This is a genomic window from Sorangium sp. So ce117, assembly GCF_051524395.1.
Taxonomy (GTDB): Bacteria; Myxococcota_A; Polyangia; order Polyangiales; family Polyangiaceae; genus Sorangium; species Sorangium cellulosum_B.
Window position 1 is genome coordinate 5,777,296 of the sequence record NZ_CP150309.1, and the last position, 22,705, is coordinate 5,800,000.

The following is a 22,705-nucleotide window of genomic DNA, read 5'->3' on the forward strand; positions in this document are numbered from 1 at the left end:
ACCGGGAAATGACCATGATCCGTCACGGCAGGCGCTCGCCGGCGCGATCTTTCCGTGGCGGCGACGCGTTCGCGTCAGCCCGGCGTCCGCCGCGAGCCGCGCCCGGCCCGGGGCAGGCGCGCGCGATCAGCTCGCGAAGGACGCCTCGTAGAGATGGCGGAGATCGTCGCGCGAGCAGGGGCGCGGGTTGCTCGTGTGGCACGCGTCCTGGGCGGCGAGGTCGGCCAGCGCGTCGAGTTTGTCGCGGGGAACGCCTGCCTTCTCGAGGCCGGCCGCGAGCCCGATCCGGGCGCGCAGGGCGCGGATGGCGTCGGCGCACGCGGCGGCGTCCTCGGGAGCGCCGAGCAGAGCCGCGACGCGCGCGAGGCGCGGCGCGGCCGCGGCGACGTTGAACTCGACGACCGGCGGGAGGCAGAGGGCGTTCGCGAGGCCGTGGTGCAGGCCGCACTCGCTCGAGAGCGGGTGCGCGAGCGAGTGGCACGCGCCGAGCCCCTTCTGGAACGCGACCGCGCCCATCATCGCCGCCTTCATCATGCCGCCGCGCGCCTCGAGATCGTCGCCGTGCGTGACCGCCCGCGAGAGGTGCGCGGCGGCGAGGCGGATCCCCTCGAGCGCGATGCCGTCGGCCATCGGGTGATCGCCCTTCGCGACGTACGCCTCGATACAGTGGGTGAGCGCGTCGAAGCCCGTCGCCGCCGTGAGGAAGGCCGGCATCGACCGCGTCATCACCGGATCGAGCAGCGCGGCGTTCGCGAGCAGGTGCGGCGAGAAGATCACCGTCTTCCGGTGGTTCACGTCGAGCGTCACGACGCCCGAGCGGCCGACCTCGCTGCCGGTCCCGGCCGTCGTGGGGATCGCGAGCATCGGCGGGACGTTGGGCGTGATGAAGCGATCGCCGCCCGTGGCGTCGTCGTAGTCGACGAGCGGCCGATCATGGTTCACGCCGAGGCGCACGAGCTTGCCGACGTCGAGCGGCGAGCCGCCCCCGAGGGCGACGACGAGATCGGCGCGGGCCGCGCGGAACGCGGCGACGCCGTCGTGCACGTTCTTCTCGATGGGGTTGCCGAGCACGTCGTCGAAGACGGCCACCTCGAGGCCCTCCTTCCGCAGCGACGCGGCGACGGGCTCGAGCAGCCCCGAGCGGACGACGCCCTTGTCCGTGACGACGAGCGCCCTCGCCGCGCCGAGCCGACGCGCCTCGGCGCCTGTCTGCTCGACGACGCCGGCGCCGAAGAGGATGCGTGTGGGAAAGCTCCAAACCGTGAACTGGCTCATGATCACACCGCCTCGAAGTAACGCTTCAGCTCCCAATCCGTGACCGCGCGCTCGTACTGCCGCACCTCCCAGTCGCGCGTCAGGACATAGTGTTCGACGAACCTCTCGCCGAGGATCTCGCGGGCCATCTTGCTGCCCGCGAGCATCCGGGTCGCGTCGGCGAGCGTACGGGGCAGCGACAGGCGCGAGGACTCGGCGGACGACGCGTCCCCTGCGGCCTGCGCCGGCGGTTCGACGCCGTTCTCGATGCCGTAGAGCCCCGCGCCGAGGCACGCGGCCATGGCGGTGTACGGGTTGATGTCCGCCGCCGTCTGCCGGTACTCGACGCGCGCGCCGGGCGTGCCGAGGCCGATGAGGCGGATCGCGGCCGTGCGGTTCTCGACGCCCCAGCTGGCGGTGAGCGGGGCCCAGACGCCGGGCACGTACCGCTTGTAGGCGTTGATCGTCGGCGAGTAGATCGCCGTGAGCTCCGGCATCAGCGCGATCTGGCCGCCGACGTAGTGGCGCAGCGCCGCCGGGATCCGATCGGGCGACGACGCCTCCTCGAAGACGTTGCGGCCGTCCTTCCAGAGGCTCTGGTGCAGGTGGCCGCTCGAGCCGGGGAGATCGGCGTTCCACTTCGCCATGAACGTGACCGACAGGCCGTGCTCGTGGGCGATCTGCTTCATGGCGACCTTGAAGAGCGCGGCCTTGTCCGCGGCGCGGAGCACGTCGTCGTAGCGGATCGCCGCCTCGTACACGCCCGGGCCGGTCTCGGTGTGCAGGCCCTCGATCTCGACGTCGAAGGCCTGCATCTGATCGAGGATGGCGGCCATGAGCTTCTTGTTCTGCCCCTCGCGGACCCACGAGTAGCCGAACATGCCGGGGCTGAGCGGCGTCAGGCCGGCGAACCGCTTCTCGTGCAGCGAGCGCGGCGTCTCCTCGAAGAGGAAGAACTCGAACTCGCACGAGAACTTCGCCGAGAACCCCATCCGCTCGCCCTTCGCGATGACGCTCCGGAGGAGCGAGCGCGGGCACGCGGGGTGCGGGCCGCCGCGCTCATCGCGGAAGTCGGCGAGCATCGCGACGGTCCCCGGCTCCCACGGGATGTCGCGCAGCGTGCTCGGATCCAGGACGGCGTGCGCGTCCGGGTAGCCGGTGTGCCAGCCGGTCACCTTGGCGTTGTCGTAGAGGACGTCGGCGATGTCCCAGCCGAAGATGACGTCGCAGAAGCCGAAGCCGCTCTTGAGCGCGCTCTTCAGCTTCTCGATGGAGACGTACTTCCCGCGCAGGATGCCGTCGATGTCAAAGCCGCCGATCTTGGCGCGGGTGATGCCCCGCGCTTCCAGATCGGAGAGGAGCTTCTCGGAGGTCGAGGCGGTCATGGGCCGCGACGATAGCAGGGGAACGGGGCGACATGGCAAGCGCCCGCGCGAGGCGCGCGACGACCGCATGGCGCCCCGCCGTCTGGATGCGCGCGTCCGGCGCGCGCTCACTTCACCCGGACGACCTGGATCGGATAGCGCTCCGCGAGCGGCACGAGCACGCGCTCGACGAGCTCGCGGACGCGCGCGTAGCGCTGGTGGTTCGTCGCGGCCGGATTGCGCTTCGAGTCGACGACGCCGATGCGGATGTCCAGCGTGCGCGCGTCCTCGACGCCCCCCGTCACGAACGCGTCCGGGTGCACCTTGTCGAGCTCGACGTTGAGCTCCGCCGCCTCTGGTGCCGCGCCGACGAAGGTGACCTCCAGCGCCTCGCCCAGGCCGTTCAGCACGGCGTTCAGGTTCTCCACCGGGAACGGCTGGCGCGCGAGCCACGCGACGACGGCGCGGCGCGCGCCGCGCAGCGCCACGCTGACGGTGAGCGCGACCGAGATCGGCGCGAACACGAGGACCCCGAGCGCGCGCGCGACCTCGGGGCCCGCGTCGCGGCCGAGCGCCCCGAGGAAGACGAGCAGGAAGACGCCGGAGGCGAGCGCCACGAGCGGGGGATCGGTGAGCACGCCCCACCGCGAGGTCGACGCGTTCATCAGCCGCGTGAAGCGGGCCGACACGCTCTGATCGGCGCGCTCGCCCGCGGCGGCGCTCCCGTGCGTCAGATCAGGCATCTCCAGCATCTCCGAGCATGCGCCAGAAGAACAGCCCGACGCCGAACAGGAGCAGCACGCCGGCGACCCAGAACGAGCGCACCGGGCCGAAGCTCAGCGCCTCGCCCGATTGCTTCATGATGAGGTCGGCCACCGTGACCACGCACGCGAACACGATGCAGGCCACGGGCAGCCCGAGCTGCTGGAGGAGCGTCGGCCCGCCGAGCGGCTTCGGGTCCGGCGGGCGCGGCCGCACGTCCGCCGGCGGACGCGCCGTCGGCCGGTACCTGCTCGACGGCATGTCCGACAGCGCGCGCACCGCGGCCGGCGCGACCGACGTCGTGCGCGGCGCGACGCTGAGCGCCATCTCGAGCGGCGGCGTGCTCTCGATCATCCCGCCCCCGCGCGCGAGCATGCTCGGCGGGGCGCTCTCCATCCCGCCGCCGCGCGGGAGCGCGCCCACGGGCGTCGCCTCCGCGAAGCCGGCGCGGCCTCGCGCGCTCGTCGGCATGCTCTCCGGGACGATCACGCCCATGCCTCTGCCCAGCGCGCTCTGCGGCGCCTCGGGGAGGTCCATCTCGAGACCGGCCGAATCCGAGGGCGGCGGCGGGCGCACGCTGCTCGCAGGGCCGTCCCGGCGCCCTCCCCTCGGCGAGCGCATCGAGGCCGGAGCCACGTCGAGATCGAGCTCGAGCGACCCGGCGTCGCTGGGCGTGTCGAGCCACACGTGCGCGGCGCGCTTGACCTGCGGGGCCGCGCGCATCGACGACGACGGAGGCGGCGGAACGGAGTACGCGTCGTCCTGCGCGGAGGTCCGCCCGAAGGTCGCCGGGAGCCCCATCGCCGCCTCCAGCTCCGTCCAGAAGGCCTCGATGTCGCGCGTGCGGTCGCGCGGGCTCACCGCGAGCGCGCGCTCGAACACCGCGTCGACCTCCGGCGGGATGTTGGCGCCCTCGGCCCGGGGCGTGGGCCGGCGCTTCACGTCGAGCGCCGTCCCCATCATCGCCTGCGCCTCGCCGTCGATCACCTGCCGCCCTACGAGCGCCTCGACCATGGTGAGCGCCAGACCCCAGACGTCGGTCCAAGTTCCCGCCTGCCCGAACCGCTTCGGCGCCCACTGCTCCGGGGCGCCGTACGCCGGGGAGAACGCGTTCAGCGGGTCGCCGTTCGTCACCCGTCCGACCGCCTGCTCGGCCAGCGTCTTCGCCTGCGCGATGCCGTAGTCGAGGATCTTGAGGCGCTCCGTCCCCTCCTGCGTCGTGATGAAGATGTTCTCGGGCTTGAGGTCGCGGTGGATGATCGACACCGTGCCGTTCGGGCTCGGGAAGCGGTGCGCGCGCGCGATCGCCTGCGCGATGGGGCGCATCATCTTCATCAGCCTGTGCAGCGGGATGGGCGGCTCTCCCTTGAGCCTCCGTCGATCGATGACCTTGTCGAGCGACTCGCCCTCCAGCCACTCGAGGGCCAGGAAGGGGACGAACTCCCCTCGCTTCAGGTGCAGCACGTCGACGTGGAGCGGGCGGACGACCTCCGGGATCGAGGCCGAGAGCCGGAAGAGCAGCTGGGCCTCCTCGCGGAACTTCTCGAGGAAGAGCTGCCGCTCGCGCGGGGTCTTCGCCTCGGACACCTTCAGGCATTTCAAGGCGACAGGCGCGCGGAAGCCGGCGTGGAGCGCGCGGTACACCACGCCGAACCCTCCCTCCGCGACCACCTGCTCGACGTGGAAATTACCCGCCTGCGTGGTCCCGACGATGCCGAAGACGTCGTCCGCCATGCTCCCTGAGCCATAGCGCACGGGGCCGCTGGACCGAAGGGTGAAACCTAATTTTCCTGTTCGATCGTCCCAGGTCTGCCGGCCATCGGGAGGGGCCGGGGTGACCAGATGGGCGTAGAGGACGGAGAAGGGAGCGAGGTCGACGGTTCAGCATGACCGCACGTGGCCGCAAGGCGGCCGCGCGGCCGGGAGGCGTCGGCTCAGCTCCGGAGGTGCGAGGAGGCGTCGCGGTGGGCCCGGTCCTCCTCCTGGAGGATCGTGAACACAAGCCCGGCGCCGATGATCGGCAGGAGCCAGACGAGCTGCGCTTGCCAGACCTTCTGCTTGGGCTCGTAGACGCGGCTCCGGAAGACGCGCACGGTGACGTAGACCTGGAAAGCAAGGACCGCCGCGAGCGCGGCGCCGACGAGGATATCGAAGAGCGTCATGGGTGGGCCGCGGACAGCCTAGCCATGAAGGGCCTCCCCGCAAGGCAGCGGCGTCCGCCGTCGCGTTTTCGTCCCCGGCGGGCACGGAGCCGACGCACCGGAGGGCGGGGGCGACTCGCCGCACTCCAGCTCGCTCCGATCGCCTCCCGGTGGCGCTCGATAGGTAAGACATCTTACTTCAATGGCCGCACGGGGGGCACCGTGCCGTATTCCAACTCGCTCCGATCGCCTTCAGTGGCACTTCCTGCCTCCGCTGCGACCCGCGGCCAGCTCCTTCTGACCGTATCCAGACAACGGGCCAGGAACCTCGATGATCTCGCGAAGGATGGGATACCCATCGATCTCGTCTGCTTCACGGGTGATGTGGCCGACCGCGGGACCCCGGAGGAGTACGGGCCAGCGACGGAGTTCGTGGAAGCGGCACACGCGCGGCGCCACGTGCCGAAAGGGCGGTTCTTCGTGGTGCCAGGGAAGCACGACATCGCTTGTTTTGCAGGCGCGAGGCCAGCTCGCCCAGGCGCTCGATGCCCGCGACACCGGTCTTCGGGATGGAAGCGGCTCTACCGAACCCAGCTGAGCCGCGGGATGCGCCGTTGAGGTGTCCGGTGTACCTCCGCTCGCGCCCCGGTTCGACCCGTCGAGCCATGCCGGGCTGGTTCAGCGCGACAGCTGCACGTACTACAGTGCGCGCGTGCCTCAACCCCAGCCCCGGCGCCGCCCGCACCGAACCTCGACGCTGGACCTTCCCGGCCTCCGGCGCGGCCGCGCCCTGCTCGCCGCCGCGCTCGCCGGCGCCGCGGCGTGGATCGCGGCGGCGTGCTCCACGCCGTCGTCGGGGGTCGACGGCGGCGACCTGCTCGGCGTCTTCGAGCAGGACGCCGGCGCAGCCGTGGCCGACGGCGGGCCGCCGCGGCCCTCGGCGGCCCGGCAGGACGCAGGCGCCCGCGCGGCCGGTCCGGCCAGCGCGGCCGCGCCGCCGACGAAGCCGCCCGAGGCCAGGCTTCCAAGCGAAGGGAGCTGCGTCGCCGAGCAGGGGCGCCCCGGGCGAGAGCTCCGCAAGACGCTCGGCAGGCCGCCGTGCCGCGGCGCCCAGGTGCTGGAGACGCGCGACGCCGAGGGGTCGCCCCGCTACGCCTGCGTGATCGCGCCGAGCGGCGTGGAGACGCGCGCGCCGCTGCCGCTCATCGTCTTCTTCCACGCCGACGGCGACAACCCGACGAGCGTCGACAAGGAGACGGGCCTGCGCAAGCTCGGCGCCACGTGGAACCTGACCGGCGACCCGGCCCACGCGGGCTTCATCGTCCTCGCGCCCCAGGGCCGCGCCTTCAAGACGCCGAGCCAGGCCGAGCGCGAGCGCGGCACGAAGATGTACACGCCGACCGCGCCGTTCGACGTCGAGTTCACCGGCGAGGGCAACGTCGACGTCGCGACCGCCGACGCCTTCGTCGACCAGCTGCTCGAGAAGAAGCTCGTCGACCGGCGGCGCATCTACGCGCTCGGCGGCTCCTACGGCGGCCACATGGCGGCGACGTACGCCATGATGCGCGCGGACCGCGTCGCGGCGTTCGCCACGTTCGGCAGCAACGCGCCGCCCGCCGAGTGGGCGTGCCCCGGCCCTCCCCCGCCCGCGATGGCGGTCTACCGCGCGTGCGACGACACGTTCCCGTGTGAGTCGGTCGAGCGATGGCTGCGCGCGCGCGACGCGCTCTCCGCGCACACCTCGTTCCTGCGCCTCGACGAGGCCGGCAGGGACGAGCCCCACTGCGCGCTCCGGAACCGCTGCTCCGCCAAGAAGGGCGCCATCAACCACGCCCGCTGGCCGAAGTCGCGCGAGACCGACCTGCTCCGCTTCTTCGCAGGGCACGTCCTGGCGCTCGGCGCGGACGCCGCCGCGGCCGAGGCCGCCGAGCGCCCGCGGACGCAGACCAGCACGCGCTGACCGACGCCGGCCGACGCACCCGGACGTAGACCAACGCAAACGCGCGCTGACCGACGCGCACGGACGCTGATCGACACCGGCGGACGCAAGCCAACGCAAACACGCGCTGACGAGCGCTGAAGGCGCGCTGACGAACGCTGACGCCGCAAGCGCACGCCCGCACTGCTCGTCCCACGTGTGCACCTGGCTTCGCCGCACGTCGACACTGCAACGTTGCGGTGCGGCGTTGAGCGGACCCGGCGTGTTGTCGTAGTGTTCGTCCCCGATGTCCGCTCAGGTCCAGCCCCTGCTCACCCCCTTGCCGGCCGGCATGTCCATCCCCGCCGGCACGCTCCGCGCCGAGATGGAGTCGCGCCGCGCGACCGGTCGCCGCTTCGACATCCGTGAGGCCATCGGCCTCGCCGTGCCGCTCTGCACCCAGCTGCACGAGCTGCACGCGCAGGGGCGGACCATGTTCGTGCACCCCTCGTGCCTCGGTCACGGCGCGAACGGCACGATCCAGCTGATCGAGGAGCTCGCCCACACCCCTCCTCTGCTACCGCGCGACCGCGCCTGCCTGGCGCCCGAGGAGCGCAAGGGCAACGAAGGCGACGCGCGCGCGAGCGTCTTCGCGGTCGGGGCCATCCTCTACGAGATGCTCACGAACAGCAGCGTCGGCCCCGGGATGCGGCGTCCGGCGGACGTGATCCCGGACCTGCCGCCCGCGCTGGAAACGGTGATCGGGAAGTCGCTCGTGGCCGATCCGAAGCACCGCCCGGCAGATCTCGCCGCCCTCGCGCAGGCGCTCTACCAGATCGTCCCGAGCGCCTCGTCGATGCCCCCGAGCGCCGACACGTCGCACCTCGATGCCGACGGCGAGTTCGAGGTCGACGTCAACCTCTCGATGATGCCGCCGACCGGGCACCAGGAGGAAGCGCGCGTCCCGTCGGCGCCGTCCGTGCCGAGGATCCAGGCGGTCTCCGGGGACGGACCGTTCGCGGTCGCCATCCCGGTCAACCAGCCGCAGCGCCTGCACGGCAACGATCCGACCCGCAAGCTCGCGGATCTCAAGGCCGCGCTCGAGTCCGATCCCCGGCCGCGGTACGTCGTCATCAAGGACGGCATGGACCATGGGCCGTTCTCGTCCGTGGAGCTGCTCCAGCAGATCGCGTCCGGCTCCTTCACAGGGGATCAGGTGCTGCGCGACACGTTCTCCGCGGAGGAGCGCGCGATCCAGGACTGGGAGGAGTTCGCCCCGTTCGCCGAGCAGGCGAAGCTGAACCGGGACATCGTGCAGGAGAAGCGCGCGCTCGACGCCGTCGTGTCGGCCGAGAAGCAGGGCACGCAGTACAAGGCGCTGCTCGGTCTCGCCCTGATGGGCGTCATCCTCGCCGCGGGCGCGGGCTGGTGGTACCGCGAACGCAGCCACAAGGAGCAGGAGCTCGCGGTGCAGGGCGCCACCGACCGCGTCGCGATCGAGGTCGACGCCGGCCTCGGCAGCGGCAAGACCGGGCGCGCCGGGGGCGGGGCGCGGCCGAGCGGCGGCGGCAGCTACCCGACGCTCGGCACTGGCCTGAGCTGTGAGGCGGCTCAGGCGCGTTATGTCGAGGAGTACAAGATGGGCAACAACGGCCCGGCCGACCTCACGGCGGGCGCCTACGGCAACGTGCTGAACCGCGGCACGTACCTGAATGCGTGCAACGTGCCCTCGAGCATGGAGGTGAACGTCTGCGCCGCGGTGCAGAACGGCCGCGCCGTGGGGGTCACCGTCACGACGAGCCCGTCGAACCCGAGCGTCGCCTCGTGCATCTCCGGGCAAATCCGCGGGATGTCGTTCCCGTCCCACCCGCGGCTCGACGTCGCCCGGACGACGTTCAAGTAAAGGAGGCCGGCGCGCCCCTCCCCGCCGAGCAACGAGGCCGGCGCGCCCCTCCCCGCCGACCGTGTCCACGCGACCGATGATCCAGATCGAGCAGCTGACGAAGAGCTTCGGGGGCATGCCGGTGCTCCGGGGCGTCGACCTCGACGTGCCTGCCGGCTGCCTCTACGGGCTCATCGGGCCGGGCGCCTCGGGCAAGAGCGTGCTGCTCAAGATGATCACCGGGCTCCTGCGGCCGGATCGCGGGCGCGTGCTCGTCGACGGGAAGGACGTCCACGCGCTCAGCGACCTCGAGCTCCAGACGTTCCGTCTCAAGTTCGGGATGCTGTTCCAGAACAACGCGCTGTTCGACTACATGACCGTCGGGGAGAACATCGCGTTCCCTCTGCGCCGGCTCTACGATCTCAGCGAGGACGAGATCGAGGAGCGGGTCGCGGAGCGGCTCCGCGCGGTGTCTCTCGCGGGCTTCGAGGGACGGACGCCGGCAGGGCTGTCCGGCGGCCAGAAGAAGCGCGTTGGCGTCGCCCGCGCCACGATCGCGCGCGGCGAGATCGTCCTCTACGACGAGCCCGCGGCCGGCCTCGACCCGGTCACGTCGCAGCGCATCTTCGACCTGCTCCGCGCCGAGCAGAGGGCGATGAACGCGACCGTGGTGATGGTCTCGAGCGATCTCGACCGGCTGCTCACGGTCACCGACCGGGTGGGGATGCTCTACCGCGGGCGGCTCATCTTCGACGGCACCACCGCAGAAGCGAAGGCGAGCGACGACCCGCGCGTGAAGCAATTCGTCCACGGGCTGACCGAAGGGCCGCTGTAGAGCGGCGCCGCGCCGCGCAAGGCGCCCTGGAACAAGAAACAAAGACGCCAAGCGGACACGGAGAGAAATCTCTTCTCTCGATGTCTCTGGCGTTCTTTCGGCTCGCCTCCGCCTCTCCGCCTCTCCGCCTTTGCGCTTATCGCTCCACTTGCGGTCTTCTCCGCTGTTCGGCTCAACCCGTCCCGTCCTCCGCCGGCGCGACCGGGCCGTCGCCGGTGAAGTGGAACCACTGTGTCGGGTGAGCCCGGACGAAGCGCTCCAGGGCGCCCATCATCTCGGCCGCGGCCGCGTCCCGCTCCTCCTCGGTCGCCCGGCGGGCGAGCCGGATCGGCGGCGCCACGACCGCCTCGTAGTCGAGGAAGCCCAGGCGGTGCGTGAACACGGGCAAGATCGGCGCGCCGCTCATCGCGGCGAGCGCGATCGGCCCCTCGGGCGCCCGCCAGCGGCCGCCGAGGAAGGTGACCTCCCGGCTGCGCATCCCGGGCGGCGCGCGATCGATCTGCATCGCGACCACGCCGCCTCGCTGCAGGTGCTTGAGGAGCGGCAGGGCGTCCAGCGGTCCATCGCCGATGTGCACCACCTGGACACCAGCGCGCTGCCGGGCCGCATCCTGGATCGCGCGCGCCTCGGCGTCCCGTTCCCGCTGCATCGCCAGCATGACGCCCGCCGGATGCACCGCGCCGAGGATCTGGCCGGCGATGTCCCAGCCCCCGGTGTGCGCGGTGACGATGATGACCCCCCGGCCCGCTGCAGCGCACGCGTGGTAGTGCTCGACGCCCCGGGAGCGCCGCGCCACCGTGTACCCGCGATCGCTCGCGAGCAGCAGCGCCTCGGCGATGCAGCATCCATAGGCGGCGAACACCGCGCTGCTGTCGAGCAGGTCGACGAGGCGCGACCGCGGCCCGCGGACGCGGCGGAGGTTCTGCTCGACGCGCCGGCGCAGCTCGGGGAGCGCGGCCGCGAAGAGCACGCCGAAGACCGGAGGGCTATGGCGCACCAAGGGCTCCGGCCCGCGCCTGACGCCCGCGGCGAGGGCGCGGCGCCAGAAGGCCGAGTCATGGCGTAGACCGGAGAAGAGCGCTCCGCGCGGGCGAGGCATGCGGCAGCCTATCTACCGCAAACATAACGGCCGAGGGAGAGGCATCGGGCGCGGGCCCCGCGCCGCCTTGGCGAGCCTGCCGAGGGCTCGTCACGAGACGCGCGAGCTGCGGGCTGCGGGCTGCTGGAGCGCATGCGCCCCCACCGAGGCACAACGCCCCGCTCGGATGAAACGACGTTCCAGGGCCATCGGCCCGACGTCGATTTCTCTCCTGCGCTCGTCCAAGGCGCTCTGCGAGGAGCCCAGTCCAGCATCACAGGAACCGAATCGCCGTCGCCAGGCGAATCCTTACCGATAAAACAGGTTCATGGAGCTCAAAGTAGTCTGTTACAAGGCCCTTTGATAGGGGGGCCTTCGACATGAATATCCTGCTCGTCGATGACCAGAACGTCGTCCGGGAAGCGCTGGCGTACGCGCTGACGTCGCAGCCGGGGGTGAGCGAGGTCGTTCAGGCTGGAAGCGGACAGGAGGCGCTCCGAGCGCAGGAGATCCACCGCTGTCAGGTGGCGGTGATCGAGCTCGGCCTCGCTGACCGCAGCGGAGTCGACCTCATCCGGGAGCTCAAGGGCGTCGCGGAGCTCCGCGTCATCGTGCTCTCGATGCACCGCGACGAGTTCCGGGTAGCCGAGGCGATGCGGGCCGGCGCCGATGGATACCTGTCGAAGCAGAGCCGGCTCGCCGATCTCGTGGAGGCGCTGCGCACCGTCGTCCGGGGGCGCACGGCCGTATCGCCGGACGTGAGCGCCGCGATGGTGCGCGCGCTCCAGCGGCGCGACGCCGCCGCCAGGGGCGACATGGTGGCCGCGCTGAGCGACCGGGAGCGGCAGGTGCTCCGGCTGCTCGCGATGGGTCTCTCGGCCAAGGAGGTCGCCGCCCAGCTCTCGATCAGCGTGAAGACGGTCGAGACGCACCGGGCGCGCCTCTGCGCGAAGGTGGCGACGCACAGCGTGGCCGACCTGACCCGCCTCGCGGTGCGAGCGGGCCTCGTCGAGGCCTAGGCGGCGCCGTCGCGCGGGAGCGCCCGGCGAGCGCTGGAAGCTCGCGCGCCGCCCTCACCGCGCGCGGCGTGCAGCGCTGCGCTGGCTCACGCCGCCGCGGTCGAAGCCCGCGGAGCGGCCCGGAGCGCCGGCAGCGTCTTTCCGATGAGCGCCGAGCCGATGGCGAACCCGGAGAGCGTGAGTCGCATGTGGAGCACGTCCAGCATGCCTTGGCGGTGGAGCAGGGTCAGCGTGCCGCGGACATCCCGGCGGCGAACGCGCAGCTTCTCGACAAGCGAGTCGAGTGTCTCGGAGCGTCCTTCGCGTTGAGCCATGGCCAGAGCCTGCAGGAGAGTTGCGGCTAAAATTTTCTTGTCCATGAGAGCACCCTAGGAAGGGTTCCCTTGAGGTGCCCAATTTTCGGCGACGATTTTTGTGCGAGATGTCGCTCGCAGATTGGACGATGGGCTCTCCGTACTCTGCTGATCCTGCGCCTGATACCCACCTCCCCGTATCGAGGGTTCGTCAACGGTGGTGTCCAGGTCGCCGCCAGCAGAGGCGCGTCGCGTCACGTCGAAATGACGCCCTCGATGGGTGCGAACACACCCGGTTGGGCGACCATTCGGCCAATCCATTCCATCGGATGGCTCGGCGCGTCAGCGGGGCCCCGCTCTAAGGAGCCGTGTAGGTCGCGCTCAGCTGATATGTGCTGGCCGCGAAGCCCTTCACCGAGAGGAAGGCCTGCGTCTGCCCCGCCGGGACCGTCAGATTGCAGGTCTCCGCGGCGCCGTCCAGATACGGACGGCAGTCGTATGAGGTCAGGGTCGGCGCGGCGCCGAACCTCACGTAGAGATCAGGGTCGCCGGTGCCGGTCATCACAAGCCGGAGGCTCGTGCCAGGAATCACCGAGAGGGGCCCGTGCGACGCCGATGCGCCCGCCGCGAGGCTGCCGCTGAAGGTGGCCGACGTGGCCGCGCCGCCGCCGCTGCTGGTGCCGCTCGGTCGGGTATAGGTCACCGCCACGTTGCAGGTGGCCGCGGTGTACCCTCTGACCTTGACGTACGCCTTGGTTTGCCCTGTCGGCACGGTCAACGTGCACGTCTCGGATGCCCCGGAGAGGTACGGGCGGCAGTTGTGCGAGGCCGTCGTCGGCGCCGATCCGAACTTCACGTAGAGGTCGGGATCGCCGGTGCCGGTCATCACCACCGTGAGGCCCGTCCCCGGCGTGACAGCGAAACCGGCGCTCGATCCGATGTCCACGAACGCACCTGCGTTGACGCTGCTGCTGAAGTTCTCGGTCACCGTGGTGCTGCCGCCGCTGCCGCCACCAGCGCCGCCGCTGCCGCCACCAGCGCCGCCGCTGCCGCCACTACCACCACTGCCGCCACCAGCGCCGCCGCTACCGCCGGCGCCGCCAGGCGGGCCGTAGAGCGCCTGGGCGCCCTGGATGTCTCTTGCGGTCAGCACAAAGTTCCAGTCGCCGGTGCCGTTGCACTGGGGATAGTGCATGACGGAATCCGAGTCATAGGTGGTCAGCGCGCGCCACGCGTTGTCCTCGAAGCAGACCCCCGCCTCGGGGCGCGTGTGCTCGTGCCGAAAGCCGAGCGTGTGGCCAAGCTCGTGCCGCAGGGCTGCCTCGAGCTCGACGCCGGAGACCTCGAGCTCGTTGAAGTCGATCAGCACGTTCCGCACCGATCGCGTATCGTTGGGGAAGAACGCCCGCGCGATGTACTGGCCGCCGGAGTTCGTCGGCCTCACGTCGAAGACGACGTTGCTGTTGCCGGCAGTGCAGGTCGCGTCCTGGGCGCTCTGGTAGATGTAATCGACATCCGCGGCGCTCTCCCAGGATGCCGTGGCGGCAGCCATGGCCGCCACGACGGCGGCATGGCGCGCGCCGAAGGTCGTGCTCACGCAGTAGGTGATGCTCTTCTTCTGGACCGCCGACCAGACGACATCGCTGCCGCCGCTCCGTTGCACGATGAGGGCGCCATCTCGTACGTACGTCTCCCAGAACTCTCGGAGATGCTTGATGTCGGCGACGGGCGTGTCCCCATCGACAATGTAGACACCAGAGCCAGGCTCGCGGAACGCGGCCCTCTCGAACGCCTCGAAGCTTTCCTGACTACTGCCAACGTCCTCGACCGGCTCGTCCCCGAGATCCGACACGCAGGCCGTAAGCGCGAATACACCCGCGGTCATTACGCCAAGCTTGAAGCTGGCCGAGCCGCAGACACGCGATCTACGCGATCTCACAGAGCGCATTGAGAGCTCCTTCCGCTCGAAAAAATGATTCTTTGTTCCAGCGAAGAGTCGTTCGGCCGACCGGGGATTTATATAACCTGATCCGAGCGGGGCAGGATCACCAAATCGTCATGAATCAATAAAAATGACGACGATACTCAAGCGCTGCAGCCATCCAGCGCAACCGACAACATTTCGTCGACACGGAAATTTTCCAATTCCATAGAAAGCCCCCCCCGACGGCGCCGGCTGGCGATTGCGCTCGATGGTGTCCGACCAGCAAGGCCCGCCGCGCATGGCCGTCGGCGAGCGCCTTGGCGCTCCCGGACAGGCCGGGAGCGCATCCGCGGGCGGTTTTACAGCTTGCCCCTGACGTAGGCTCGCTGGATCGTCAGCTTGGGAGGACCGGCGGAGATCTCGAACGCTTCCGGACGGCCGTCCGGAGCGAGGCTGCCCACGAGGCGCATCGTCTTCAGAGAGACCGTGACGGCGCCCGAGGCGTCGCGGAGGTACTGGACGTCGACGGGCTTCGTCGGATCGACGCTGGGCATGTACTCCTGCTGCTTCAGGTCGAAGGAGCCTTTCTTCTTGAGGAGCCGGGCGAGCGCCGAGGCGGTGGCGACGGGCGAGGCGAGCCACGCCTTGGCCGCCGGCGTGAACGTCCCTTGGACCTTCTTGCCCTCGACCTCTCCCGAGTACTCGTATTCGAAGTTCTTCTTCTGGGACAGCTCGATACGGTGGTTCGCCTTGCCTCCCGACGTCTCGATCCAGACGCCTTCCTTGATCTGCCCCCGAGGATCGATGAGCACGTTCGACGCCTCATCCTCGATGTGCAGAGATTTGGGGTCACGCGGCAGGAAGGTGGCCGAGCGGGAGAACCATCGCCGCTGGCCGCCCTCGTCCTTGAGCAGATCGCTCGTCTCGAAGCCGACAGGGACCTTGTCGAGGCGCAGGATGACGGTGTCCGTGTACTCGGGCTTCGGCGCGGCGCTCTTCGACTCGAACGAGTCGAAGAGCGCCTTGGCGAGCCGCTCGAACGTGCGGACATACCCGACCTCGTCATGCAGGCAGGCGATGGGGCGCGCCCTGTCCGCGTGCAGCGCGATCTTGAGCAGGCCGGCCGCCTTCCCGCCGGGGGTCGGGACGAGGTAGAGGGCCTGCACGAACACCGCGGGGCTCTCCCGGTGCACGCTCACCTCCCAGGGAACGACGCGAGCGACCTCCACCTTCGCAGGGTCGAGCAGCTCGATGAAGTTCCTTATCACCTCGCCCGAGTCGAGCATCGTATTGTAGACGAAGCACTCGACATGGGTGTCCGTGCCGAGGGGGATGGAGATCGCGACGAGCTTCTCCTTCGGCTCGATCTTCGCCTCCCCTGCCCCGAACGCGCGCGCCGACCAGTCCGCGGCGCGGAGCTCCCGGGCGGGCAGCTCGCCTGTCTCGCGGGCGAGCGCCTCCTCGATGTTGAAAGGCTCCTTCGATGCGGACGCGGACGCGGGCGCGGGGCCCGGCTCAGGGCTCTCCGCGGACGCCGCGCCGCCGGTGCCGCCGCAGCCGGCGAGGAGCGCCAGCGAGAGCGCGACCAGGCCCGCGCCACGCGGGTAGCCCGGAGCCCGGCCGCGCGCGCGGCGCGGCCATGATGTCATGTTCGGTGAGCAGAGCTGGCCCCCATCGAGACGAGCCCCCTGGATCGCAAGCGCCATGTGAATCTCCTGCAATGTCGTCACCCCGGCCGCCCGGAAGCCTCGTCGTCGGGCCGGGCGCTGAAGGTGATGATGCAGTGCAACGAGAGCGGCAGCGGCATCGTGTTGTCAAGACGCGATGCGCCAGCGCCGCAGCCCTTCGACGCCCCGCCAGAAGGCTGCCGTCACAAGACCGTCAAGGTGGCCCCTGGGTCATCCAGATTCAACCATGTCACAGCAAAATAGCAACCACACGGGAATCAAAGGCCCGCCTGAGTGGACAGAGCGCAAAGGAGCCATCGGAGATGCCGGACGCTCGATCGTGAGCAGCGGCAGCCGCGCAGGTGACCCCTGAAACGGCCACCGTGAGCTCTTGTGTTGCGCAATGATGGCAGTGGTCTCGCTGGTTCGTTCGATCAGAGGATAGCGACAGAAGACGATCCGGACGACCGGCCGCTTCCAGTGAGCCTGTCACGACGGAGCCCGCAGACTGGGGCGACCAGACACGGCGGAGCGCACAGTGAGGCAATTTGCCACAGCGAGCCCCCGAGACGACACCCTGGCGACCCGATGGTCATCAATTGTCCGGCCTCGACGCATCGGCAGATTCGTCCGAGCTCCCCGACCTGGCACCCGCGTTGCAGCATGGCCCCGGCGTCGCCGGCACCGCCGGCCTGATGTGGCCAAGCAGCAGCAGGTAGCCACGGTCGTCGAGTGGCGTTCACGAGGCAATCCATCCGAGGAGTGATTCATGGGACAGACCAGCGAGAGCAAGCGAGGCTTCGCAGCGATGAACGCGGATCAGCAGCGCCAGATCGCGAGTCAGGGCGGCAAGGCAGCTCATGAGAAGGGCACGGCGCACGAGTTCACGTCCGAGGAGGCGCGCGCAGCGGGCCGCAAGGGCGGCGAGGCTGTCAGTCAGAACCGCGAACACATGGCCGAGATCGGGCGCAAGGGCGCCGAGGCGCGGAGTCTGGCGACGAACGGCGAGGGCCGGAGCCGGAAGGGCCGCGGCGGAAGCCATGAGCAACAGGTGAAGGCGGACGAACAACCCCAACAGAACTAGAGCGTCCCGGCGCGCCGCTCGGGATCGCCCGAGGGCGCGAGGACCACGAAGAGCCGCCGAGGAACCACGAAAGGTATTCCCCTTTCACGGTTGCTCGGCGGTCCTTCTTGGCGCTGTCGACACACGCGACGCCGCAGCGCTCCCTCCGCCGCGCCCGCCCCCCGCTCGACGGTGGGTGATGGCTGGAACCCAGACGCCAGTACCCGGAATCACTGGTTCGGAGAGGGCCACTCCAGCCCCTGACGATGGCTACTCCGAGCCGTCGTCGATCCCCGCACCGTCCTCGAACATCGCCGGGTCGTCGTCGTCGAGGTCGCTCTCGTCCGGCGCGCCGCCGTCCGCCGCCGGCGCGCCGCCCTCCGTCGCGCTGGCGGGCGACATCCGCCATCCACCGGTCGGAGGGCCGGAGGGCCACGAGCGGAGCCCGGGCGGCGGCCTGAAGCCGTCGACCTCGTCCGCCGGCGCATCGAGGCCCGCCGCCGCCGCGCGGCGAGCCCAGTCGGGCGCGTTCGCGGGCGGCGCGTGCCGCGGCCGCCACCCGCCCCCCTCGGGCGTGATGGCCCGCTTGAGGTAGCCGTGCGCTCCGGAGGTGAAGCCCACGTCCGAAAGCGCGCGCGCGAGGGGGGAGCTGTGCGCAGGCTCGCCGTCGATCGTGGCCACGAGCACGGCGCGCCGCCGCCCCTCGTCGACGAGCGCCCCGAGCGCCGAGGCGATGGCCCGGATCGCGTCGCCGCGCTCCGGCTCGGCCTCCGGCAGGAACGTGGTGAGGCTCCGCTCGGTGCGGCCCATCCAGGCGAGCAGCCGGCCGTCGTGCAGGATCACCAGGGCGCCCGCGGCCCGTTGCGGCCGGACCGGGCCGCGGACGGCGCCTTCGGTGCCGCCGTCGGCAGGCGCGGGGAGCTCGGGCCAGCGGACGGCGGCGCCCCAGGGGCTCGCCGGATCCGTGGCCGCGAGGACGAGCGTCCGGGGATCGTCGGACGGCTCGCGGCAGGCCCGGAGGCGATCGTCGGCGCCGGGCACCGCGAACTGCGCGGCGCCCAGCCCGGCGACGAAATAGCCGCGCCGCGCCTGACCGGCCTCCTCCATGGCGCGGAGCACGTCGTAGACGGCGGAGAAGCCGCCAGCGAGCCCCTCGACCGCCGCCGCCTCGCGCGTGAGCACCCCGTGGCGCTCGAGCAGCGCGCGGGCGAGCGCCGCGCGTCGCTCGGTCTCGCCAGGCGCGCCGGAGGACGCGCCGCCAGCAGCGCTGGACGCGCCGGGAGACGACAGCAGCGACCAGCGCCCTTCGCTCCCCGGCGGGCCGATCCGGCGCGCCCGCAGCGCCGCGAGGCCGCGGCTGGACGCAGCGCGGTCGCGGTCGCGCCGCCGGCCGCTCGAGCCGGACGCGCGGCCGAGGGCGCGCAGCGGGGCGAGCGTGTCGTTCGTGACCTCGCCGGCCCACACGAGATCCCAGAGCGCGGCGAGCAGGTCGGCGCCGAAGGCGCCCGTCTCGCGCGACAGGTCGGAGAAGAAGAGCGCGCCGCGGCGCGCAAGCGCGGCGCGGATGCCCTCGGCGAGCGCCCCCTCGGCGCGGCCAGGCGGCGGGGCGAGGTACGGAAAGGCCTCGGCGAGGTAAAGCGCGACGCGGCCATCGCCGTCGCCGACCGGCTCGACGCCGCGCCAGAGGACCTCGCCGGCCGCGCAGAGCGCGTCGAGATCGCCCGGCCGGTAGCCCTCGACGCGGGCGGGCAGGATCTCGGCCTCCAGGGCGGAGGCCGAGAGGGGCGCGCCCTGGAGCTGCTCGAGCGCCGCGAGCAAGCCGTCGAGGCCGCGCCGGCGGCGGTGCAGGCCGTGCCAGTCGGCGAGGAAGCGGGCATAGGCCTCCGGCGGGACCGGCTCGACCTCGGCGCGCAGCCGGGCCAGCGAGCGACGCTTCAGCGAGCGCAGCACCTCGGCGTCGCAGAACTCCTGGCCGCGGCCGCCGGGGAGGAACTCGCCCTCGACCACGCGGCCTCGCTCGGCGAGGCGCGCGAGCGCGGCCAGCACCGGCGCAGGGCCGAGGCCGAAGCGCCGGGCCACGTCGTCGGCGCGGAAGGGCCCGTGCGTGCGCGCGTAGCGGGCAACCAGCTCGCCGAGCGGGTCCGCGACGGGCTCGAGGAACGCGATCGGGAGGCCGAGCGGCGGCACCACGCCGAGGGCGTCGCGCAACCGGCCCGCGTCCTCGGCGGCGGCGACGCGGCGCTCGCCGCCGATCTGGACCTCGATGGCGCGCCGGTCCCGGACGAGCTCGTCGATCCACGCGGCGGCGCGCTCGCGGGCCGCGTCGGGCGGGGCGTCGTGAGCGACCGCGCGCCGGGCGATCTCGTCGCGCGTGAGATCGCCGAGCGAGAGCAGGAGATCGTGCGCCTGGTCCTCGTGCTTGAGCGGCGCTCGGCCGTCGAGGCGCTGGAGCGACGCCTCGAGGGCCAGCACGGCGTCCGCGTCGAACAGCTCGCGCAGCTCGGCCTCGCCGAGCAGCTCGCGCAGGCGGCTGTGATCGATGGTGAGCACCTGCGCCCTTCGCTCGGCGAGCGGCAGATCGCCCTCGTAGATGAAATTGCCGGCGTAGGTGAAGAGCAGCGTGGCCGCGAACGGAGACGGCGCGCGGACGTCGACCGTGACCACGCGGACCTTTCGGGCGGCGATCTGCCGGAGGAGATCCTCGAGCGCCGTGAGGTCGAAGACGTCGCGCAGGCACTCGCGGTAGGTCTCGAGCAGGATGGGGAACGAGCCGTAGCGCGACGCGACGGCGAGCAGGTCGGCGGCGCGCTTGCGCTGGGCCCAGAGCGGCGAGCGCTTGCCGGGGAATTTGCGCGGCAGGAGCAGCGCCCGGCCCGCGCACTCGCGGAAGCGCGAGGCGAAGAGGGCGGTGTCGCCGAGGCCGCGGACGAGCAGCTCCTCCACCTGGTCGGCCTGCGGCAGGAGCTGCTTCGCGTCGGGGGGCGACTCCGACTCGGGCAGCCGCAGGACGATGCCGTCGTCGGTCCACACGGTGTCGACAGCGAGGCCGAGCTCGAGGCGGCACCGCTCGGAGATGCAGGTCGCGAGCGGCGCGTGGACGCGGCCGCCGAACGGCGAGAGGAGGCAGATGCGATGGTCGCCGACCTCGTCGATGAACCGCTCGATCACGAGGGTGCGGTCGCTCGGGACGTCGCCCGTGGCCGCGGCCTGGTCGCGCACGTACCGGACGAGGTTCGAGGCCGCGCGCTCGTCGAGGCCGTGCTCGTCCGCGAGCGTGCGCTCGGCCTCGCCGTCGGGCAGCGCGGCGAGGCGCCGCGCGAGGGCGCCGATGGAGGCGCCCAGCTCGGCGTTGCGCCCGGCCTGGTCGCCGCGCCAGAACGGCATCTTGCCCGGCTCGCCCGGGGCGGGGACGACGAGGACGCGGTCATGGGTGATGTCGGTGATCCGCCACGAGGAGGCGCCGAGGAGGAAGACCTCGCCCTCGCGGGCCTCGAAGACCATCTCCTCGTCGAGCTCCCCGACGCGCCGGCCGGGGCGTGCGGCGTCGCCGCCGGTGTCCAGGAAGACGCCGTAGAGGCCGCGGTCGGGGATGGTGCCGGCGTTGACGACGGCGAGGCGCTTCGCGCCCTTCCTGGCGCGCACGGCGCCGCCGACCCGGTCCCAGACGATGCGGGGCCGGAGCTCGGCGAACTCGTCGGACGGGTAGCGGCCGGAGAGCATGTCGAGCACGCCCTCGAAGCTCGCGCGGGGCAGCTCGGCGAAGGGCGCCGCCCGGCGAACGAGCGAGAAGAGCGCGTCGACGTGGAGGGTGTCCATCGAGGCGATGGCGACGATCTGCTGGGCGAGGACGTCGAGCGGGTTCCTCGGGTACAGGGTCGCCTCGACCTTGCCTTCGCGCATGCGGGACGCGGCCGCGGCGCAGGCGAGCAGATCGCCGCGGTGCTTCGGGAAGACGACGCCGCGCGACGTGCCGGAGACCTCGTGCCCCGCGCGCCCGACGCGCTGGAGCCCGGCGGCGACCGAGGGCGGCGCCTCGATCTGGATCACGAGGTCGACCGAGCCGAGGTCGAGGCCGAGCTCCAGCGACGAGGTCGCGACGATGCACGGCAGGAGGCCCGCCTTGAGCCGCTCCTCGATCTGCTGCCGCTGCTCGCGGGCGATCGATCCGTGGTGCGCGAGCGCGATCTCGGCGCCGGCGGTGTCGTTGAGCGCCGCGGCGAGGCGCTCGGCGAGGCGCCGGCTGTTCACGAAGATCATCGTTGTGCGGTGGGCGCGGACGAGCTCGACGAGGCGCGGGTGGATGCTCGGCCAGATCGAGCGCTGCGCCGGCTCGGCGGGCGCCCCCCTCGGACCTTCGCCCGCGCGGGCGGCCTCGCCGAGCTTGGTCATGTCCTCGACGGGCACCTCGATGCGGAGCTCCAGGGCCTTCGGAGCGCTCGCGTCGACGAGGGTCACCGGCCGCGGCGCGAAGCGCCCGCCGGCACCGTCGGTCTCGCCGCCGCCGAGCAGCCGCGCGACCTCGTCGAGCGGCCGCTGCGTGGCGGACAGGCCGATGCGCTGCATCGGCCGCGGCGCGGATCGGAGCGCCTCGAGCCGCTCGAGGGACAGGGCCAGGTGCGCCCCGCGCTTCGTCGCGACGAGCGCGTGGATCTCGTCGATGATGACGGTCTCGACGGCGCGCAGCCGATCGCGCGCGGCCGCGGTGAGCAGGAGGTAGAGCGACTCCGGGGTGGTGATGAGGATGTCCGGCGGCTTCTTGGCGAGCCGGACGCGGTCCTCGGGCGCGGTATCGCCGGAGCGCACGCCGACCTGGGGGACGCGGTAGGGCAGGCCGAGGCGCTCGGCGGCGGCGGCGATGCCGGCGAGCGGCGCGCGCAGGTTGCGCTCGACGTCGATCGCCAGCGCCTTGAGGGGCGATACGTAGACGACGCGGCAGCGCTCGGCGGCCTCGGGCTCGGGCGACGCCATGAGCCGATCGATGGCCGCAAGGAAGGCGGCGAGCGTCTTGCCCGAGCCGGTGGGCGCGAGCAGCAGGGTGGACGCGCCGTCGAGGATCGGCGGGAAGCCCTGCACCTGGGCGGGGGTGGGCGCGGCGAAAGCCGCGCGGAACCACGCCTGGGTGGCGGGGTGGAAGCGGGCGAGCGGATCGGGTGCGGGGGGGCGTCTCTTTGCCATCGGCGGCGGTCCCGTGGCCTGTGGAGCCGGTGCGCGGCGCTTCTTCCCGTGCGCCTGTCGCCGCACGGCCTCTCCTTGCGGGGGCCGCCGACGATGCAAGAGCCATCCCTCACGGGGGAACCTGACGCAACCGCTCGTTCCGAACGGGGTCATCGAGACGGGACCACACGGCGAGCGCATCCGTCTGGGGGGATGGCCACCCCCTGCGAGCGCCGCCCGCTCGCGGCCGGCTCAGCAGGGGTTCACGCCTCCCTCGTCGCTTCGACGGATGTCAGGCTGCCCGGCTGCTCGGAGCATCCGCTCTCGGGCGCAGCTGGGAGCGGCCTCTCC

At 71.8% G+C, this 22,705-nt stretch carries 15 protein-coding genes; 5 read left to right on the plus strand and 10 right to left on the minus strand.

Annotated elements, in window-relative coordinates:
* Window positions 1-126: 126 nt before the first annotated feature.
* The 5 genes from WMF46_RS21600 to WMF46_RS21620 form a co-directional block, all read right to left on the minus strand.
* Window positions 127-1,281: an iron-containing alcohol dehydrogenase gene (locus WMF46_RS21600; protein ID WP_437554522.1), complete on the minus strand. Its 1,155-nt coding sequence runs from the start codon at window positions 1,279-1,281 to the stop codon at window positions 127-129.
* A complete protein-coding gene (locus WMF46_RS21605) occupies window positions 1,278-2,639 on the minus strand; it encodes a glutamine synthetase family protein (protein WP_437987307.1) in 1,362 nt (453 codons plus the stop codon). The genes WMF46_RS21600 and WMF46_RS21605 overlap by 4 nt, the downstream gene beginning before the upstream one ends.
* A 107-nt stretch (window positions 2,640-2,746) precedes the next feature.
* Window positions 2,747-3,361, minus strand: coding sequence for a hypothetical protein (locus tag WMF46_RS21610; RefSeq protein ID WP_437987308.1), 615 nt, complete (start codon window positions 3,359-3,361; stop codon window positions 2,747-2,749).
* A complete protein-coding gene (locus WMF46_RS21615) occupies window positions 3,354-5,114 on the minus strand; it encodes a serine/threonine protein kinase (RefSeq protein WP_437987309.1) in 1,761 nt (586 codons plus the stop codon). The genes WMF46_RS21610 and WMF46_RS21615 overlap by 8 nt, the downstream gene beginning before the upstream one ends.
* 200 nt (window positions 5,115-5,314) lie before the next feature.
* Complete coding sequence (locus WMF46_RS21620; RefSeq protein ID WP_437554529.1) at window positions 5,315-5,542, minus strand: hypothetical protein; 228 nt, start codon at window positions 5,540-5,542, stop codon at window positions 5,315-5,317.
* Between the two features lie 691 nt (window positions 5,543-6,233).
* Here WMF46_RS21620 and WMF46_RS21625 point away from each other — a divergent pair.
* The 3 genes from WMF46_RS21625 to WMF46_RS21635 all read left to right on the plus strand — a co-directional run bounded on the left by WMF46_RS21625 (window position 6,234) and on the right by WMF46_RS21635 (window position 10,156).
* Window positions 6,234-7,481: an alpha/beta fold hydrolase gene (locus tag WMF46_RS21625; protein WP_437987310.1), complete on the plus strand. Its 1,248-nt coding sequence runs from the start codon at window positions 6,234-6,236 to the stop codon at window positions 7,479-7,481.
* A gap of 265 nt (window positions 7,482-7,746) precedes the next feature.
* A complete protein-coding gene (locus tag WMF46_RS21630; RefSeq protein WP_437987311.1) occupies window positions 7,747-9,342 on the plus strand; it encodes a hypothetical protein in 1,596 nt (531 codons plus the stop codon).
* Window positions 9,343-9,403: 61 nt separating this feature from the next.
* Entirely contained in the window at window positions 9,404-10,156 is a 753-nt protein-coding gene (locus WMF46_RS21635; protein ID WP_437987312.1) for an ABC transporter ATP-binding protein, read from the plus strand.
* A 172-nt stretch (window positions 10,157-10,328) separates the two neighbouring features.
* Here the strand turns inward: WMF46_RS21635 and WMF46_RS21640 are convergent, their stop codons facing one another.
* Entirely contained in the window at window positions 10,329-11,255 is a 927-nt protein-coding gene (locus WMF46_RS21640) for a lysophospholipid acyltransferase family protein (RefSeq protein ID WP_437910470.1), read from the minus strand.
* A gap of 359 nt (window positions 11,256-11,614) precedes the next feature.
* On the opposite strand from WMF46_RS21640, the gene WMF46_RS21645 reads away from it, so the two are divergent.
* Entirely contained in the window at window positions 11,615-12,253 is a 639-nt protein-coding gene (locus WMF46_RS21645) for a response regulator (RefSeq protein WP_437554539.1), read from the plus strand.
* Window positions 12,254-12,339: 86 nt separating this feature from the next.
* Here the strand turns inward: WMF46_RS21645 and WMF46_RS21650 are convergent, their stop codons facing one another.
* The 3 genes from WMF46_RS21650 to WMF46_RS21660 all read right to left on the minus strand — a co-directional run bounded on the left by WMF46_RS21650 (window position 12,340) and on the right by WMF46_RS21660 (window position 16,176).
* On the minus strand, window positions 12,340-12,612 hold the full coding sequence (locus WMF46_RS21650; RefSeq protein ID WP_437330642.1) for a hypothetical protein: 273 nt from the start codon (window positions 12,610-12,612) through the stop codon (window positions 12,340-12,342).
* Window positions 12,613-12,904: 292 nt separating this feature from the next.
* Window positions 12,905-14,209, minus strand: a complete 1,305-nt coding sequence (locus WMF46_RS21655; protein ID WP_437987313.1) for a pre-peptidase C-terminal domain-containing protein — start codon at window positions 14,207-14,209, stop codon at window positions 12,905-12,907.
* A 620-nt stretch (window positions 14,210-14,829) separates the two neighbouring features.
* Complete coding sequence (locus WMF46_RS21660; RefSeq protein ID WP_437987314.1) at window positions 14,830-16,176, minus strand: hypothetical protein; 1,347 nt, start codon at window positions 16,174-16,176, stop codon at window positions 14,830-14,832.
* Window positions 16,177-16,906: 730 nt separating this feature from the next.
* Here WMF46_RS21660 and WMF46_RS21665 point away from each other — a divergent pair.
* Window positions 16,907-17,221 (plus strand): KGG domain-containing protein, encoded by a 315-nt coding sequence (locus WMF46_RS21665; RefSeq protein WP_437554545.1) that lies wholly within the window; start codon window positions 16,907-16,909, stop codon window positions 17,219-17,221.
* 249 nt (window positions 17,222-17,470) lie between these two features.
* Here the strand turns inward: WMF46_RS21665 and WMF46_RS21670 are convergent, their stop codons facing one another.
* Window positions 17,471-22,375, minus strand: a complete 4,905-nt coding sequence (locus WMF46_RS21670; protein ID WP_437987315.1) for an Lhr family helicase — start codon at window positions 22,373-22,375, stop codon at window positions 17,471-17,473.
* Between the last annotated feature and the right edge of the window lie 330 nt (window positions 22,376-22,705).

Coding starts and splice junctions, on each gene's coding strand:
- WMF46_RS21605 (WP_437987307.1), bottom strand. CDS start 2,639: ATGACCGCCTCGACCTCCGAGAAGCTCCTCTCCGATCTGGAAGCGCGG.
- WMF46_RS21610 (WP_437987308.1), bottom strand. CDS start 3,361: ATGCCTGATCTGACGCACGGGAGCGCCGCCGCGGGCGAGCGCGCCGAT.
- WMF46_RS21615 (WP_437987309.1), bottom strand. CDS start 5,114: ATGGCGGACGACGTCTTCGGCATCGTCGGGACCACGCAGGCGGGTAAT.
- WMF46_RS21620 (WP_437554529.1), bottom strand. CDS start 5,542: ATGACGCTCTTCGATATCCTCGTCGGCGCCGCGCTCGCGGCGGTCCTT.
- WMF46_RS21630 (WP_437987311.1), top strand. CDS start 7,747: ATGTCCGCTCAGGTCCAGCCCCTGCTCACCCCCTTGCCGGCCGGCATG.
- WMF46_RS21640 (WP_437910470.1), bottom strand. CDS start 11,255: ATGCCTCGCCCGCGCGGAGCGCTCTTCTCCGGTCTACGCCATGACTCG.
- WMF46_RS21645 (WP_437554539.1), top strand. CDS start 11,615: ATGAATATCCTGCTCGTCGATGACCAGAACGTCGTCCGGGAAGCGCTG.
- WMF46_RS21650 (WP_437330642.1), bottom strand. CDS start 12,612: ATGGACAAGAAAATTTTAGCCGCAACTCTCCTGCAGGCTCTGGCCATG.
- WMF46_RS21660 (WP_437987314.1), bottom strand. CDS start 16,176: ATGGCGCTTGCGATCCAGGGGGCTCGTCTCGATGGGGGCCAGCTCTGC.
- WMF46_RS21665 (WP_437554545.1), top strand. CDS start 16,907: ATGGGACAGACCAGCGAGAGCAAGCGAGGCTTCGCAGCGATGAACGCG.
- WMF46_RS21670 (WP_437987315.1), bottom strand. CDS start 22,375: ATGGCAAAGAGACGCCCCCCCGCACCCGATCCGCTCGCCCGCTTCCAC.